Source organism: Photorhabdus hainanensis, from assembly GCF_018448965.1.
Lineage (GTDB): Bacteria > Pseudomonadota > Gammaproteobacteria > Enterobacterales > Enterobacteriaceae > Photorhabdus > Photorhabdus akhurstii.
This window is the reverse complement of the sequence record NZ_RCWD01000036.1, coordinates 1-16,066: the sequence shown is the minus strand read 5'-3', so window position 1 is coordinate 16,066 and position 16,066 is coordinate 1. Positions and strand designations below refer to the sequence as shown.

The window sequence follows — 16,066 nt, the reverse complement described above, 5'->3', positions numbered from 1 at the left end:
AAATAATCATTTTCAATTGTCCCTTTTTGTTTCCTCGTTCGACTTCATAAATGAATACAGCAACAAAATGATTATGGAGACGTTATGATGCCTTTACGTGCACAGCCACTGCGCGCGCTTCACAAAGCAACACCGCTGGTAATGGCGATTCGTTTGAGCCTGTTACCGGCGGCTTGCCTAACCTCAGGGATAACGTATGCTGCGGTAGAGCCAGCTAGCGTACACTATGACATTAATGCAGGCGAACTGGATAAAGTTCTTAATCAGTACTCCTCCCACGCCGGTATTACCCTTTCAGTCGATGCCAGCTTAACCCACGGCAAACAGAGTAGTGGTCTACACGGCAATTACTCCATCACCGATGGGTTGAACACCTTGCTGGCCGGCACTGATTTGCAGGTAAAAACATTGGGCAATAACACGTTCACACTCGAACCCGCCCCTGCTGCGCAGAAAGACGTGCTGACCGTGGTAGGCGACTGGCTAGGTAGTGCGCGTGAAGCTGACGTGTTTGAACATGCAGGCGCGCGTGATGTCATCCGCCGGGAAGATTTTGCGAAAACAGGCGCAACCACAATGCGTGAAGTGTTGAACCGCATTCCCGGCGTCAACGCACCGGAAAACAACGGTACCGGTAGTCACGATCTGGCGATGAACTTTGGCATTCGTGGCCTGAACCCACGTCTCGCCAGCCGTTCTACGGTTCTGATGGATGGCGTTCCGGTACCCTTCGCGCCTTACGGCCAGCCACAACTATCGTTAGCGCCCGTATCTCTCGGCAACATGGATGCAATAGATGTGGTACGCGGCGGCGGTGCCGTGCGTTACGGGCCGCAAAGCGTCGGTGGCGTAGTGAATTTCGTGACCCGCGCTATCCCGCAGGATTTTGGTATTGACGCAAGCGTAGAAGGCCAGCTTAGCCCCACATCCTCACAAAATAATCCCAAAGAAACCCATAATCTGATGATTGGCGGTACGACAGATAACGGTTTCGGCACAGCGCTTCTCTACTCCGGCACACGCGGCAGCGACTGGCGCGAACACAGCGCCACGCACATTGACGATATGATGCTCAAAAGCCGCTATGCACCCAATGAAGTGCACACCTTCAACAGCCTATTGCAATATTACGATGGCAGCGCGGATATGCCCGGCGGCCTTTCACGCGCCGATTACGATGCCAATCGTTGGCAATCCACTCGCCCATATGACCGCTTCTGGGGTCGCCGTCAGCTCGCAAGTCTCAGCTATCAGTATCAACCCGACCAGCAGCACAAATTCAATATTCAAGGCTTATATACCCATACCTTGCGCAGCGGTTATCTTGAACAGGGCAAGCGCATTACCCTTTCCCCGCGAGAATACTGGGTGCGCAGCATCGAACCTCGCTATAGCCAGCTCTTCAATTTAGGTCCTTCGGCCCACGAAGTAGGGATTGGCTACCGTTATGTGAATGAATCCAGTCACGAAATGCGTTACTACACCGCCACCCGCAGCGGCGAACTACCTAGCACATCTAGCCCTTATGACCGTAATACCCGCTCCGGCACCCAAGCACACGCTTGGTATATTGACGACCGCATTGATATCGGCAACTGGACCATCACGCCGGGGATACGATTCGAACATATCAAGTCCTTCCAAAACAACAATGTGAAAGGCAGCCGCCAAGAAGTAAGTTACGATGCGCCATTGCCCGCACTCAATGTTCTTTATCATATTACTGATAGCTGGAATCTTTACGCCAATACGGAAGGTTCATTCGGCACCGTACAGTACAGCCAAATTGGCAAGGCGGTGAAAAGCGGCAATGTAGAACCGGAAAAGGCGCGAACTTGGGAAGTTGGAACTCGCTACGATGACGGCGCATTAGCAGCGGAAATGGGGCTGTTCCTGATTAACTTCAACAATCAGTACGACTCCAACCAGACTAACGATACCGTTACGGCACGTGGAAAAACCCGACACACAGGGCTGGAAACTCAGGCACGTTATGATCTTTCCGAACTTACGCCTAAACTGAATAACGTTTCGGTTTACGCCAGCTACACGTATGTGAACGCAGAAATTCGTGAAGAAGGCAACACCTACGGGAATCAAGTGCCATTCTCACCGAAACATAAAGGCGCATTTGGCATAGATTACAAACCGGGCAACTGGACTTTCAACCTCAACAGCACATCCCAATCCAGTCAGTTTGCTGATAACGCTAATACCGTGCAGGAAAGCGCGAATGGCAGCACTGGTCGCATTCCGGGCTTTATGTTGTGGGATACCCGCGTGGCGTATGACTTCGGTCCACAAATGGCTAATCTGAGTCTGGCCTTTGGGGTGAAAAACATCTTTGACCACGAGTATTACACCCGTTCCTATGATGACAATAACAAAGGCATCTACGCCGGGCAGCCACGTACGTTCTATATGCAGGGTTCTGTAAAATTCTAACGTTACATTAATCCGTTCGCCGGGCTATTGCCCGGCTTTGCTATTTCTGGAGCTAAATCATGCTTGCACCGATTCACGTTATGTTTATCGTTTTGCTCTTCTTCACCAGCCTGCCCCATGCCATTGCGATCACGGTACAGGATGAACAGGGCAGTTTTACCCTCGATACTGTTCCTCAGCGCGTAGTCGTGCTGGAATTGTCGTTTGCTGACGCGTTGGCCGCCATCAATATCAGCCCGGTGGGTATTGCCGATGATAACGATCCGCAGCGTATCCTCTCGGATGTTCGCCAGCGTATTAAGCCCTGGCAATCAACGGGCACTCGCGCTCAGCCAAGCCTTGAAGCCATCAGTGCGCTGAAGCCGGATCTCATCATTGCAGATAGCCAACGCCACGCGGGGATTTATCGGGCGCTAAAGGGTATCGCTCCCGTCCTGTTACTCAAATCCCGCAACGAAACCTATGAAGAAAACCTGCAATCTGCCGCGATCATCGGCAAAGTGATGGGGAAAGAGAGTGAGATGCAGAAACGGCTGGCAGAGCACCGTGAACGCATGAAAGGCTATGCCAGCCAGTTGCCACAAGGCGTCAGTGTGATTTTTGGCACCTCGCGCGAACAGCAATTTAACTTGCACTCTAGCGATACCTATACCGGCAGCGTCTTAACGGCATTAGGGCTAAAGGTTCCCACGCCAATTAACCATGCAGCAATGACTTCTCTCAGCCTTGAACAATTATTGGCGCTCAATCCTGACTGGCTTATCGTGGCCCACTATCGCCAAGAGAGCATCGTCAAGCGCTGGCAGCAAGATTCGCTGTGGCAGATGATGACAGCACAGCACAAGCATCAGATAGCGGCGGTAGACAGCAACACCTGGGCTCGTATGCGCGGGATATTTGCCGCTGAACGTATTGGCAGTGATGCGGTAAAAATCTTCCATCATCAGTCAGTTAATGAAACACCATGAGACGCCGCCATCATCCGGTCTGGCTTTGGGGATTGCCGCTGGTTGCACTGTTTAGTGCGTTCTGGCTAAGTCTGTTTTGCTATTCCGCTATTCCCATTCCCGCCATCAGTGCGCTCAAGGCACTGATGCCAGGTCATACACCGACACTGCCTGAAGCACTGGTTATTAATCTGCGGCTACCACGCAGTCTGGTTGCTATTCTGCTCGGCGCAGCTCTGGCATTGTCCGGCGCGCTACTCCAGACGCTCACTCATAATCCTCTGGCCTCGCCCTCCTTATTGGGCATTAACAGTGGCGCAGCGCTGGCAATGGCGCTAGTCAGCGCTTTCAGCCCAGCGCCGCTGGCCGGATATTCCATTTCCTTGGTGGCGGCTTGCGGCGGAGGAATTAGCTGGATGATGGTGATGGCCGCAAGTGGTAGCTGGCAGCAAAAATACGATCGCAACCAGCTAATTCTGGCGGGCATTGCCTTATCGGCCTTATGTATGGCACTAACACGTATTACGCTACTGCTTGCCGAAGATCATGCTTACGGCATTTTTTACTGGCTGGCGGGGGGAGTCTCCCATGTCCGCTGGCCTGAATTCTGGCAACTATTCCCTTTCGTGGCGGTCACTGTACCTGTAGTTCTATTGTTGGCGAAATCGCTTAATCTGCTCAACGCTGGCGATGTTAGTGCCCATACTCTTGGCGTGAATCTAACTCGCCTGCGTATCTTCGTCAGTTTGGCGGTACTGACTCTGGTGGGGGCTTGCGTCAGTGTGGCGGGGCCGATCGTGTTTATTGGCCTGCTCATGCCCCATCTGGCGCGTTTCTGGGTCGGCTATGATCTGCGCCGCACACTGCCAATGTGCATGTTGCTGGGAGCGGTGTTTATGCTACTTGCGGATTTACTGGCCCGTGCGCTGGCCTGGCCAGGAGAACTCCCGGCAGGAGCGGTACTGGCTCTGATTGGCGCACCCTGCTTTGTCTGGCTGGCAAGGAGGCGAACATGAATCGTCAGGTTATCTCGCTGTTAGTAATATTGCTGGCAGTTACGCTGGTGCTAGCGCTACGCATGGGCGCACAACCACTTCCCTGGGAAGCGTTAATAAACGGCTGGCAACCCAGTGACAAACACCACTTTGTGCTAACACAGTACCGCCTACCACGTATTTTACTCGCCATCGCTGTAGGCGCAGCACTGGCGCTTTCCGGCGTCTTGGTTCAGGGTATTGTCCGTAATCCACTGGCCTCCCCCGATGTACTGGGGGTAAATCATGCAGCAAGCCTGGCGTCGATAAGCACACTGATCCTCTTCCCTTCTCTGCCGGTACAGTGGCTTCCTCTCCTTGCTTTTGGTGGTGGAATGGCCGCGCTAATCCTGCTGCGGGCAATTGCCGGCCCCTCTTCGCCGCTGCGCCTTGCACTGGTTGGCGTGGCACTTTCAGCTACCTGGACAAGCATCACCGATTACCTAATGCTCTCACGCCCACAAGATATCAATAACGCGCTTCTATGGCTGACCGGCAGTCTATGGGGACGCGACTGGCAGTTTGTGGCTACAGCCCTGCCAGTATTGATGATATTGATACCGCTCAGCCTACGCTTTTGTCGCGATTTAGATTTGCTGGCGCTCGGTGATGACAGCGCCAGCACACTGGGCGTTTCGCTCCTACAGGTACAATCCTGGGGATTAATGCTGGCAGTAGCGCTTGCCGCAACAAGTGTCGCCGTTTGCGGGCCGATTGGCTTTATCAGCCTCGTGGTGCCCCATCTCGTTCGCAGACTTGTGGGAGGACGGCATCGCTGGCTTATACCCGCATCCATGCTTATGGGCGCACAAGTTCTGCTGCTAGCCGATTTGCTGGCAAGGAGCATAGCCCCGCCAATGGAACTGCCTGCTGGCGTGCTGACCGCCATCATTGGCGCTCCTTATTTCTTCTGGCTTTTAGTGAGGACACGTTAAATGCAACTGGCTACGGAAAAGTTATCTGCGGGCTACGGGGAGAAACGCATTCTGAATGACCTGTCGCTCACCCTCCCGACAGGGAAAATTACGGCGCTGCTCGGCCCCAACGGCTGTGGGAAATCGACATTACTGAAATGCTTTTCGCGGCTATTAACGCCATTATCTGGAAAGATAACAATAGATAGTCAACCTTTAGCGCACTTTTCCTCACGCAAGCTCGCCAGACATCTGGCGCTCTTGCCGCAACACCCTCTCACACCAGAGGGGATCGCCGTCCATGAATTGGTTGCATACGGACGCAGCCCCTGGCTTACGTTCTGGGGGCGTTTAACATCTCATGATCGTCATCTTGTACAACAAGCAATGGAAAAAACGCAGATTAGCCATCTTGCCGATAAACGCGTTACCGACCTTTCTGGCGGGCAACGCCAACGCGCTTTTCTGGCGATGGTTCTGGCCCAAAATACGCCGGTGCTGCTGCTCGATGAACCCACGACGTACCTAGATATCAACCATCAGGTGGAATTGATGAAGCTGCTGCGTGAACTGAACAACGAAGGAAAAACGGTCGTGACCGTACTTCATGACCTCAATCAGGCTAGCCGGTACTGTGACCACCTGGTGCTGCTTTCGCAAGGGCAGATTGTCGCCCAAGGCTCGCCCGAGGAGGTTATGACACCGAAATTATTGCAGCGGGTATTCAGCATTGAAGCGGAAATTCACCCCGAGCCAGTTTCAGGTAAGCCAATGTGTGTGGTGTGTTAAGCAGGAATCTAATGTAACCCAAATTCTGGATAAGAAATTAACGGGGAGCCTGTTCCAGGAACAAAGTTTTAGTGAACGCCTAAAACAGCTCCGGGGAGAAACAGGCTATGGGTAAATTAGTTGAAATTTTCTGTAATGTCGATGATTTTTGCCGCTTTTTCATCCCCCTGTGGGAGTAATGCCAGTCAGTTAAGCAACTGACTGGCTCAGACCGCTGACAAACCTCGTTGAAAATACCGTGGTTTGTTTTTTCATGATGAAAAATGTTGTGACCATTTTCCTCACAGACCCATGTGATCGCCCACCGATGCTCCATTTTTGCCCTTGCCATACCATATGCCTCTTGTATCCAGCAATAAAAGTAACAAAACATGGCGACTAGCAACGCTATCTTATTGATATTTTGGATATTACTGCCAGAAGGCATTGTATCTGAACTTTCTGTAACCCGCGGAAACGGGCGTAACGGTGCCCATGATGTTGCTTCGCATCCGCAAAACTGCGTTCTACCGTCTCCTTTCGCCGCTTGTAGGTCTTTTTACCCCACGGCGTTAGCCAGTTTTCCCTTGCCTGCTCCTTACTGTCCTCCCAGGCATGACGGGTGAGCGTTTTACCCCCTTTCAGCCTGCGTACAGAACGCGCATTTCGGGTAATACTGACAGATATCCGTCGCAGCCTGATAATGCCGGTATCCCTCCCGGCGAATCGTTTTATAAATCAATTTTTCGCCCTGGGGGACACACATAGCAGTCCTGCTGCTTGTCATAAGTAAAATGCCTCTTCTGGAAGACGTTCAGCCCCTTATTCAGGCGGCGATAACCGATTATCGGCATGACTCCTAACTGTTCCGTTAAGCAACAAACCGGGGCCGTAAAATAGCACGCATCCAGCCCAACCGCGAGGGGATTCAGAGATAATCACTTGAGCTGACGCGCCAGGCGCTCAATAAAGGGCTGGCTGTCGTGGAAATTGCCGGGGGGAGTAGGTATCAGTAATGATGCCGACTTTCCCATCCACGCTACGGTAGTCAAGATAAAAGAATCCTCTGGGTTTGTTGGTCCGATGCATAAATCCACTGTCCGGATCGGTGGTACTGACCTTCTTCTTTCTCTGCCGTTCCTTAAGGGCTGGCTTCAGGTTTTTTTTCCCGGCCGCGGCCCGGTCTTCACTGACGGCTTTATCCAATACACCAAAATAGGTGCCAAGGGGCACAGCACGTTGTTCGTTCTTTGATCTATGTGGATTCACACTGGCTTTCAGGTAGGTGCTGTCAGTTATAGAGTACCCGACCTCCTACCAATCCTTTGGCCATTGCCTGTTCGACAATGTGGTCAAAAATCTACTGGAAGACCGCCGTATGGTTGAAACGGCGGCGGTTCTGACTCAGGAGTGAAGCATCAGGCACCTTCTCGGTCAGCCCGAGGAGCAGAACGGTGATCTACAGCCGGGATAAGTGAATCGCTTTAACAACACATACCTGGCACACCAGATAACTATTATATGGGGAAACATAATTTCGGAGTAAAAATCGACCAACTTTCGCCATTCACGCGACAGAGCTAAAGGGATTGTCAAACGTAACCTGATGGATTGGTAATTTTACATAACAAATCAATATATAAAAAATGTCCATCTAACGATAATATCTGACCATGACTGTCACATGTACAGTCATGTATCCCCATAGTCTGAATGCTCTAATGCGGACACAGCAATCGCTCAATCATCCCCTTAAATCATTTACCAGCCGTTATGAGTAGGGCTTTACCATGCCCATAACAAACTTTCAAGGAAAGTCTTATGTTTAATAATATCTGCCCGATCACCGTCATGCACCGTTTAACACCACTTATCTACAACGCATGTTTCGCATAATTGATAATGCAACAACAAAGCATCCTCGAACCATGGCTATACGGGTAGACATGCGCCTTACGGACGATATATTCAATTTACGGCAGAACCTGATATCCCGATTCATCGAATCCCTTGATACGAGGATTAAAGCACGATACAGAAGTAAGCTGAAGCAAGGTAAACGAATCTATCCAAGTCACCTGCGTTACGCCTAGGTGCGGGAAGTGGGTAAAACAAACCAGAAGTCGCATTACCACACTGTGCTGCTCGTCTTTCAATAGACTGGGTAGTTACCGTGAAAACGGAACTGGGTTGGCTTCTCTGATACAGGAAGCCTGGCTGAGTGCCTTACAACTGAGTCATCAGCCTGAATACCGAACGTTGATTCACTTCCCTGAGAATCCGCTTTATTACCTGGACACCAATGATGCAGGCTACAGGACAACTTAAGATAAACTCACTTTCCGACTGAGCTACTTCGCTAAAGAACATAGTAAATCTTACGGTCGAGAAGAATGTTCTTTCGGGTGTAGTCAAGGATAGGGCAGGTATAGACAACACATCCTCTCTGGAATGCAGATGTATCGATACCCAAGAGCTGCATAATGATGCAACCTTGGGCAACAAGCACAAGCCAACAAAAACAAACCATTAACACATTGAAAATTAATTGAAAAATAATCAAAAACAGGATGTGATTATCGTTAATATCATACACAATTAGCAATTTAACCTACTACTGGAGAAACTCTCCAGTTCATGTACAATCTGCTTATATTTAGGTTGTTATTGCATTAGGATAAGCCATGGCTCACTTTTCTGGTCACGAGACCTTTCCACTAAGACAGATGTGGCTAAAAAAAGCCTACAGCTGTGCAAAGTCGGATGGGTCTATCGATAAATCCATTTTCTCTGATGATGAGGCCATTGCCAAATTTGGTGTTGGCAAAAATATGGTCGCATCAATCAAGCATTGGGCACTTGCTTGTGAAGTAATGCGGGAAGAAGATGGCAAATTTAAACTCACCGAATTTGCAAAAAAAATATTTGATGACAAAGGGTTAGATCCTTACTCTGAACATTCTTCGACAGCTTGGTTAAGCCATTGGCAATTGTCAGGAAGAGGGCATCGCTCTACTACTTGGTACTGGTTTTTTAACCATGTTGTATCCCCCTCTTTTACACATGAGGACCTCCGGAACCTTTTAACTGAATACGCAGCTCAATGTAGTCCGGGCCGTAAGTTATCGACAATGACTCTCTCACGGGATATTGAGACATGTTTGCGTAGTTATGCTCCCCGATCAGGTGGTGGTACACCAGAAGATTTCGCAGAACCTATGCTCGGAGAGCTTGGCCTCGTAACAGAAGAGAAAAAGGGGCATTTTTCATTCCGTCGTGGCCCTAAGATCACTCTATCAGATGGGGTGTTTACATACGCTTTGATCGATTATTGGGAACAGAAAGCCAAAAATCTCAGCACATTATCATTTGAATCTATTGCATATGGTGAGGGTTCACCCGGGAGAGTTTTTAAGCTTGATGAGGATTCCATAGCAGAACGTTTATTCACGTTGGAGGAATTAACTGAAGGTTCCTTCGCATGGACCGATATCGCCGGTTTACGTCAAGTTCATCGAAAAATATCAGAAACAGAAGAAGTAATGTTGAATATGCTCAGGAAGGCTTATGACTGAACATCATGGAAACCTGCTGTCAGAACAGGTTCGTATAGCGAGGCAGTACCAACGTTCTATCCGTATTGATACCGACCTTGGACGCGAAGATGCGCTTGATGGGTATATATGTAATGGCACGGCAAAAACTGTACTCGAAAACATGTCAAAACAGTTGCTTAATAGCCAACAACGCGCTTTTACTTGGACTGGACCGTATGGAAGTGGCAAATCATCTCTATCAATCGCCCTTGCAAGCGCATTATCACCCAACGAGGCTATACGTAGCAAAGCTCGGGCTATGTTAAACGTATCTCCACACAGCGACTTTGATAAAGTATTCCAAGTTAAAAAGGGTTGGCTGGTTTTACCCGTAGTTGGTCGTCGAGGTAGCGTAATCCAACAAATTTCGCATACTTTGAATAAAGTATGTGGGCAGGAAAAAGATTATGGCAAGTCTGCATCACTACTGATTAAATATATTTGTTCTGCAGCAGAACAAGAAAGTTTAGACGGTACTTTGCTCATTCTTGACGAATTGGGTAAATTTCTGGAAGCATCGGCTCTAGGTAATGGTGATGATATTTACTTTTACCAAGAGTTAGCCGAAGCGGCCGCTCGCACTAATGGTAAGGTCGTTATTATTGGCATACTTCACCAATCTTTTGGTCAATATGCTACACGCCTTGGACTTGAGACTCGTGATGAGTGGGCTAAAATTCAGGGTCGCTATACAGATATACCCTTAGTTGCTGGCAGTGATGAGATTGTTGAACTTATAGGTAAGGCTCTCCAAGTTCATATTAGACCTGATCATGCTAAAGGTGTGGCACATATAGTTGCTAATGCAATACGTGAGCGACGCCCTATGGTTGGCGATCAGTACGAACATGCATTAGCCCTTTGCTGGCCACTACACCCAGTAATGGCTGCGCTACTAGGCCCTATATCAAAACGTCAATTTGGGCAAAATGAGCGATCTACATTTGGCTTCCTTTCCTCATCTGAACCATATGGATTTCAGACCTTCCTGGGTACAACTGCTGTGAAGGAAGCTACTTGGTATTTGCCGTCAAACTACTTCGACTATCTCCAGGCAAACCTTGAACAGCTAATCCTTGCCTCAAACGATGGTCACCGTTGGGCCCAAGCAGTCGATGCAGTGGAGCGTGCAGAAGCAAAATCTGATAACGCATTGCACATCGCTTTAATTAAAAACATTGCCATCCTAGACCTTTTCAAAGATGGATCGGGGTTAATTGCTGAAACGACTATTCTTGAGTCGTTGTTTCTTAATATAACCAAAGAAGAAGTTAGGGCTGCGCTTGAAGAACTGTCCAAATGGCACGTGATTATATTTAAAAAGCATATTGGTGCGTGGTCTGTTTTTGAAGGAAGTGATTTTAATATTGACCAAGCTGTGTCGCAGGCTCGTGCTGCTATGTCAGGAGTAGATTTCAATTTATTAAATAGACTTGCTAATCTTTATCCAATTATAGCTAAACGACACTACCACCAGACAGGTTCATTTCGTTGGATGAATATTGCACTTTGTCGATTAGACGATGTGCAGAAATTTGCTGAGGGCTTTCAACCAAGTAATGGTGAATTTGGATTATTCCTACTTGCGCTTCCTGAGCAAAATATCAATGAAAACAAAGCCAAGCTTTCATGTGCTAATGCTGCCCGGTCAAAACCATGGCCGATCGTTGTCGGAGTGCCGAATAACTATTTGCGCATAGTAGACTTAGGCACTGAACTTTTGGCACTCCAAATCGTACAGACTAAACGTGGGCACGAGCTACAGGGTGATACTGTCGCACGACGGGAAGTTCATGCAAGAACGATTGCAACACAAACAACACTAGAGGAGCAATTAGCCGAAGCGTTAGCAACCGCAGATTGGTATGCTGATAATATTGAGTCAGAGCCAAAAGAGACACTATCTTCAATCGCCTCCTCTCTTGCCGATAACGTTTATTACAAAGCCCCACGGCTGTGGAGTGAACTGGTTAATCGAGACAATCTGTCTAGTAATAGCGTCAAAGCCAGACGAGAACTATTGTACCGAATGCTCGAAAACGAGGGGAAACCTCATCTTGGCATAGAGGGATATCCTGCAACACGAGGGCTTCACGAAACTATTTTATATAGTACCGGATTGTATAGAAAAGACAATGCTGGACACTATCATTTTCTCCCCCCTGTGAGTGGAATAAATGCTTCATTTTCTGCTCTTTGGGAGAAAACGCATGAATTACTCCAAAATAAAAACATCAAAATATCAGCATCTGAAGTACACACGCTTTGGACAACACCTCCTTTTGGTCTAAAAAAAGGAGTCATACCGATAGTATTCATGGCCTTCTTACTGGCGTATAAGGGAAATATTGCCGTCTACAAAGACGGGCTATTTATTCCAAATATCACTGACGCAGATATTGATGAATACTTGCAAGATGAGAGGCGATTCGCCTTGCGCTGGATTGTTATAGATAATGAAAAACAAAAGATCCTAGAAGGGATAGGCCGAATTCTTGCTTCCATTGGCGCAACATCTGATTCAGCTGATCCTTTAGAAGCAGCTAGAAGCCTGGTTGCTATGGTCATAGGGTTACCAAGTTGGACGCAAAGAACAGCAAGACTTTCATCTGAGGCCAAAAAGGTACGGGATACCTTACTGAAAGCTAGCGATCCTCACAAAGTCTTGTTTATCGACTTAGCAGCAGCTTTGGATGTGGACAGTGGTCAAGATTATATTGATGCTTTACAAACACCAATCGAAGAAATCTGGAATGCCTACGACAAATTGTTACATCAAATAGCATCAAGCATGTTAAAGGCCCTAAATGCTGATAAAAATGATTTGTCTGTGTTACAAGGGCGCGCAGAAACACTGTCTGGTATTACAGGTGAACTACGGCAAGACGCATTTTCTACTCGCCTAACCACGTATGACGGTAGTAATACTACGATAGAAGGCATCCTCAGCCTTGCCGCGAACAAGCCACCAAGAGACTGGAATGATCGGGATATTGACTCTGCGCTCATGGAAATAGCTCATTTTGCATTGCGCTTTCGTCAGTCTGAAGCACTAGTGGCGATACAAGGACGGAAACCAACAAGCGAAGCATTTGCAGTGGTTATTGGTGCTGGTGCTGAAATGCATACATTTACACACGAATTTAGTGTGCCAGAACAATATAATCAACAAATCGATAACCTAACCGATGAACTGATTAATACATTGTCTGCAAAAGGGTTGAGTTCGGAAATAATAATGGCTGCATTAGGTAAAGCCTGTATTCAACTCGCTCAACATGGCGAAGAGGTTCTGAATGACTGAAAAGCACGTTCTTGGCATTTCCGGTGGTAAAGACAGTGCTGCACTGGCTGTTTTCATGCGCCAAACTCGGCCTGAGCTGGATATTGACTATTTTTTTACTGATACTGGCAAAGAACTACCTGAAGTCTACGAATTTCTTGGCCGGTTAGAAGGATTTTTGGGCAAGCCAATTGCACGACTAAATCCTAGACGTGACTTCGATTTCTGGTTGCGCGAATATAATCATTACCTACCCTCACCACAAACTCGCTGGTGCACACGACAATTAAAACTGGCTCCCTTTGAACAATGGGTCCGCCCAATGCTCGCAGCTGGTGATAAAGTCACTAGTTACGTAGCAATAAGAGCAGATGAAGAATATCGCGAAGGCTATAGCTCAAAAAACGCCAACTTAACCATTAGCTTACCATTCAGAAATTCGGGCATTGACCGTAAAGGTGTTATAGATATTCTTGATTCATCAGGAGTTGGTCTACCTAGATATTACGATTGGCGTTCACGTAGTGGCTGCACATTTTGCTTTTTTCAGCAAAAAATTGAATGGGTGAGATTAAGAGAACGGCATCCAGAAGCATTTGAGGAAGCTAAGCGCTACGAAAAAAATGCTATCGAACATGGCTCACCATTCACTTGGACAAAGGGTGAACCATTAGATGCTCTTGAAAATCCAGAAAGGATCGCCCAAATCATCTCTGATTTCGAAAAGCGTAAAGAACGAGAAAAGGCCAGAAAACCAATCAATCCTTTACGCCCAGGTGAGTCGCTTATCGACATAGATGATCTCTATGGCGAGGATGAAGGAGGAGGCTCATGTGCAATCTGCCATAAATAACTAATATTCCCTAAGGAGTATCCAGGACCGCTAGGATACTCCTATTGCCGAAAGAAGGGCTTCACAAAATTCGGAACTAGTCTGATAACGACGATGACGGTTATGTGCCAATGCCTGAAAAAGGATTGGAAATATTTCTTCGGGGCCAACCCAATCTGCACGTTCAACAACTCCTGAAGGGTGTCGGCCACATGCTGAATACCAAAGGACACTTGCCAACTGATATATATCAGAAGCTTGACATATCTTGTCGTCACAACCTAATTGCTTATTCAATGCTTCTGGAGACATCCAAAAAATTGGTCCTATCCTCTCTCCTTCACCAGAAAGATCTGCCTCAACATCTAGAACATCACACAAACCAAAATCACTAATTACCCATGTATTCCCCATAATCAAGATATTTTCAGGTTTAATATCCCTATGTAAAGCTTTTTCGTTTATTTTTACCAATGCTTTAGTCAAGCCAATAAATTGACCTAAATACTCGGCAGAAGATAATCTTGGTCGTTCTTTAATAAACTCAGATAAACTGCTTACTGCTAATTGTAGAATTACGAAAGGTATATTTATTTGAATTTGTTTTTTTGATGATGGTATACGATTATGTGATCTCTGCAGTTCATACCCTTTCACCTCACCATGATCCACATATCCAATAATATGTGGGTCATCAAAGGATTGAAGGAGTTGTATTTCTTGCGAGAATCTCAACGGCCGATTACCTCTTAACTCAACCTGGAATTTAATTGCATACTTATCGCCACTTAATCGATCAATACATTCATGAACAACTGCATTTCCACCTGAATTTATAAGTTCACCAACATCATATTCGCGATCATTAGTTGCCTTGACTGTTCCAGGTATAGAGTAACAGGTCCGTTGGCGTATCAGGTGTACATTTTCACTAGTCATGATTACCACTTTAATCGGTAAAACACCGATTACTCCTCATCCATATCGTCGAAATAGCCAAATTCTTCAGGTAAGATGGCAATGATATCACCAGCGTTGTCAACACATTGACGATGGATCCACTCAAGGTTAGTTAGCTGAAAAACTTCAGATTTTATAGGCCAAACTATAGCAGCCTCAGCTACAATTACTCCTGATTCACTGTGCCCACAAACTCTACATGTTTCCGTATTTAATGGAAAACACTCTCCACTAGCCCATCTTATATCAACAGCCAGTTTAAAAATCACTTCCCGCTGCTCAATATCATCTATATTACGAGCATAAGTTCCTCGAAGAATACCTTTCAGAAATTTCGTTCTCCACCTGCGACTAGCCGCAGAGTTAGCTTGAGAAACACAATATACTGCATACTTACTTAAAATATCGACATTAGAAGTTGGTGCAATTAAGGAGCCGATCAATTCTAAATCACTACGTAAGGAGTCTGTATTATCTGGTAATGAAAACCCTTCCTTGCTCAATTGTGAGACGGCCATAAATAATGAATAAAAATCTGCCTTCTGCTTCCAGCGAGTTTTACGAATAGGTAAAATATCTGTAGGAAATATTTTAGATATATCACTAAGAATACCTTCAAATTCATTTTTTATAGCATTTCTTTCTTGATGATCCCATACACTATACTTTTGATAACAACTGTCTATTGCATCTTTACGTTCAGAAACACCAATGACCAATGCACCAACCAATTCAGAAGTAAACTCAACATCAAGAGAACGACGCCTTGCCGCTGCAGTGAACACACCTGCTTCATCGAAGAAATCATGATTCGCCATAGCTTCGCAAACACTCAAAAAGTCACCAGGATAGTCTGCTTTTCGAAGTTCTTGCTTATTCAATGCAACCAAATATTTATTAACCCGAGAATATACCTCTCTTAAATCCGCGTCGGATAACCCTTTTGCCTCATTAAAGTCAATATCGTAGGCAAGAATAACGTTATCTTGGACATTCCCTGGTAATTGCTGAAAGTATAAACCATTATATTCTCCCGAATATGGTTCATCCAAAGAAAACTCATTATTCAAAAAACCAAGTATGGCAGTAATACGCTGTTGCCCGTCAATAACCGCTCTGACAGTTTTTCCATTTTGGATATATGATGACACAAAAATCTTCCTGATTATCACTTAAATTCAGCTCCCATAGGCGTATACTTAAAATAAGTCTGTGTGGAGGTAAATGAAAATGGCTAAAAATCAGATTCAATTCCAAAAAGGCATTTCTATTCATGAGTTTATTTCA

General features: G+C 46.6%; 11 protein-coding genes and 2 pseudogenes. 9 read left to right on the top strand and 4 right to left on the bottom strand.

The features are described 5' to 3' along the window. Positions 1 to 84: 84 nt before the first annotated feature. The 5 genes from fecA to fecE are packed head-to-tail and all read left to right on the top strand — an operon-like array spanning position 85 to position 6,129. Positions 85 to 2,445 (top strand): TonB-dependent Fe(3+) dicitrate receptor FecA, encoded by a 2,361-nt coding sequence (gene fecA, locus EAE92_RS18475; protein WP_214069143.1) that lies wholly within the window; start codon positions 85 to 87, stop codon positions 2,443 to 2,445. Positions 2,446 to 2,504: 59 nt separating this feature from the next. Next, positions 2,505 to 3,413, top strand: coding sequence for a Fe(3+) dicitrate ABC transporter substrate-binding protein FecB (locus EAE92_RS18470; protein ID WP_214069142.1), 909 nt, complete (start codon positions 2,505 to 2,507; stop codon positions 3,411 to 3,413). Beyond that, on the top strand, positions 3,410 to 4,408 hold the full coding sequence (gene fecC / locus EAE92_RS18465; RefSeq protein ID WP_214069141.1) for an iron-dicitrate ABC transporter permease FecC: 999 nt from the start codon (positions 3,410 to 3,412) through the stop codon (positions 4,406 to 4,408). The genes EAE92_RS18470 and fecC overlap by 4 nt, the downstream gene beginning before the upstream one ends. Continuing rightward, positions 4,405 to 5,361, top strand: coding sequence for a Fe(3+) dicitrate ABC transporter permease subunit FecD (fecD, locus tag EAE92_RS18460; RefSeq protein WP_214069140.1), 957 nt, complete (start codon positions 4,405 to 4,407; stop codon positions 5,359 to 5,361). Before fecC ends, fecD begins: the two co-directional genes overlap by 4 nt. Then, a complete protein-coding gene (gene fecE / locus EAE92_RS18455; protein ID WP_214069139.1) occupies positions 5,362 to 6,129 on the top strand; it encodes a Fe(3+) dicitrate ABC transporter ATP-binding protein FecE in 768 nt (255 codons plus the stop codon). Positions 6,130 to 6,208: 79 nt separating this feature from the next. Here the strand turns inward: fecE and EAE92_RS18450 are convergent, their stop codons facing one another. Next, a complete protein-coding gene (locus tag EAE92_RS18450) occupies positions 6,209 to 6,460 on the bottom strand; it encodes a hypothetical protein (protein ID WP_214069170.1) in 252 nt (83 codons plus the stop codon). An 18-nt stretch (positions 6,461 to 6,478) separates the two neighbouring features. Further along, positions 6,479 to 7,558 (bottom strand): annotated as a pseudogene (locus EAE92_RS18445) (IS1182 family transposase); the annotation flags it as partial. Positions 7,559 to 7,929: 371 nt separating this feature from the next. Between EAE92_RS18445 and EAE92_RS25270 the strand changes: the two are divergent. The 4 genes and pseudogenes from EAE92_RS25270 to EAE92_RS18425 all read left to right on the top strand — a co-directional run bounded on the left by EAE92_RS25270 (position 7,930) and on the right by EAE92_RS18425 (position 13,840). After that, positions 7,930 to 8,529 (top strand): annotated as a pseudogene (locus EAE92_RS25270) (inovirus Gp2 family protein). A gap of 263 nt (positions 8,530 to 8,792) precedes the next feature. Next, positions 8,793 to 9,683: a DUF4007 family protein gene (locus tag EAE92_RS18435; protein WP_214069138.1), complete on the top strand. Its 891-nt coding sequence runs from the start codon at positions 8,793 to 8,795 to the stop codon at positions 9,681 to 9,683. Next, positions 9,676 to 13,008: an ATP-binding protein gene (locus EAE92_RS18430; protein ID WP_214069137.1), complete on the top strand. Its 3,333-nt coding sequence runs from the start codon at positions 9,676 to 9,678 to the stop codon at positions 13,006 to 13,008. Before EAE92_RS18435 ends, EAE92_RS18430 begins: the two co-directional genes overlap by 8 nt. After that, on the top strand, positions 13,001 to 13,840 hold the full coding sequence (locus EAE92_RS18425) for a phosphoadenosine phosphosulfate reductase domain-containing protein (protein ID WP_214069136.1): 840 nt from the start codon (positions 13,001 to 13,003) through the stop codon (positions 13,838 to 13,840). The genes EAE92_RS18430 and EAE92_RS18425 overlap by 8 nt, the downstream gene beginning before the upstream one ends. Before the next feature lie 30 nt (positions 13,841 to 13,870). On the opposite strand, the gene EAE92_RS18420 is transcribed toward EAE92_RS18425, so the two are convergent. Together EAE92_RS18420 and EAE92_RS18415 are read right to left on the bottom strand one after the other, a co-directional pair. Then, positions 13,871 to 14,758: a protein kinase domain-containing protein gene (locus EAE92_RS18420; RefSeq protein WP_214069135.1), complete on the bottom strand. Its 888-nt coding sequence runs from the start codon at positions 14,756 to 14,758 to the stop codon at positions 13,871 to 13,873. 29 nt (positions 14,759 to 14,787) lie between these two features. Further along, the gene (locus EAE92_RS18415; protein ID WP_214069134.1) at positions 14,788 to 15,930 is read right to left on the bottom strand and encodes a GmrSD restriction endonuclease domain-containing protein; all 1,143 of its coding nucleotides are present in this window, start codon (positions 15,928 to 15,930) and stop codon (positions 14,788 to 14,790) included. Positions 15,931 to 16,066: the final 136 nt, after the last annotated feature.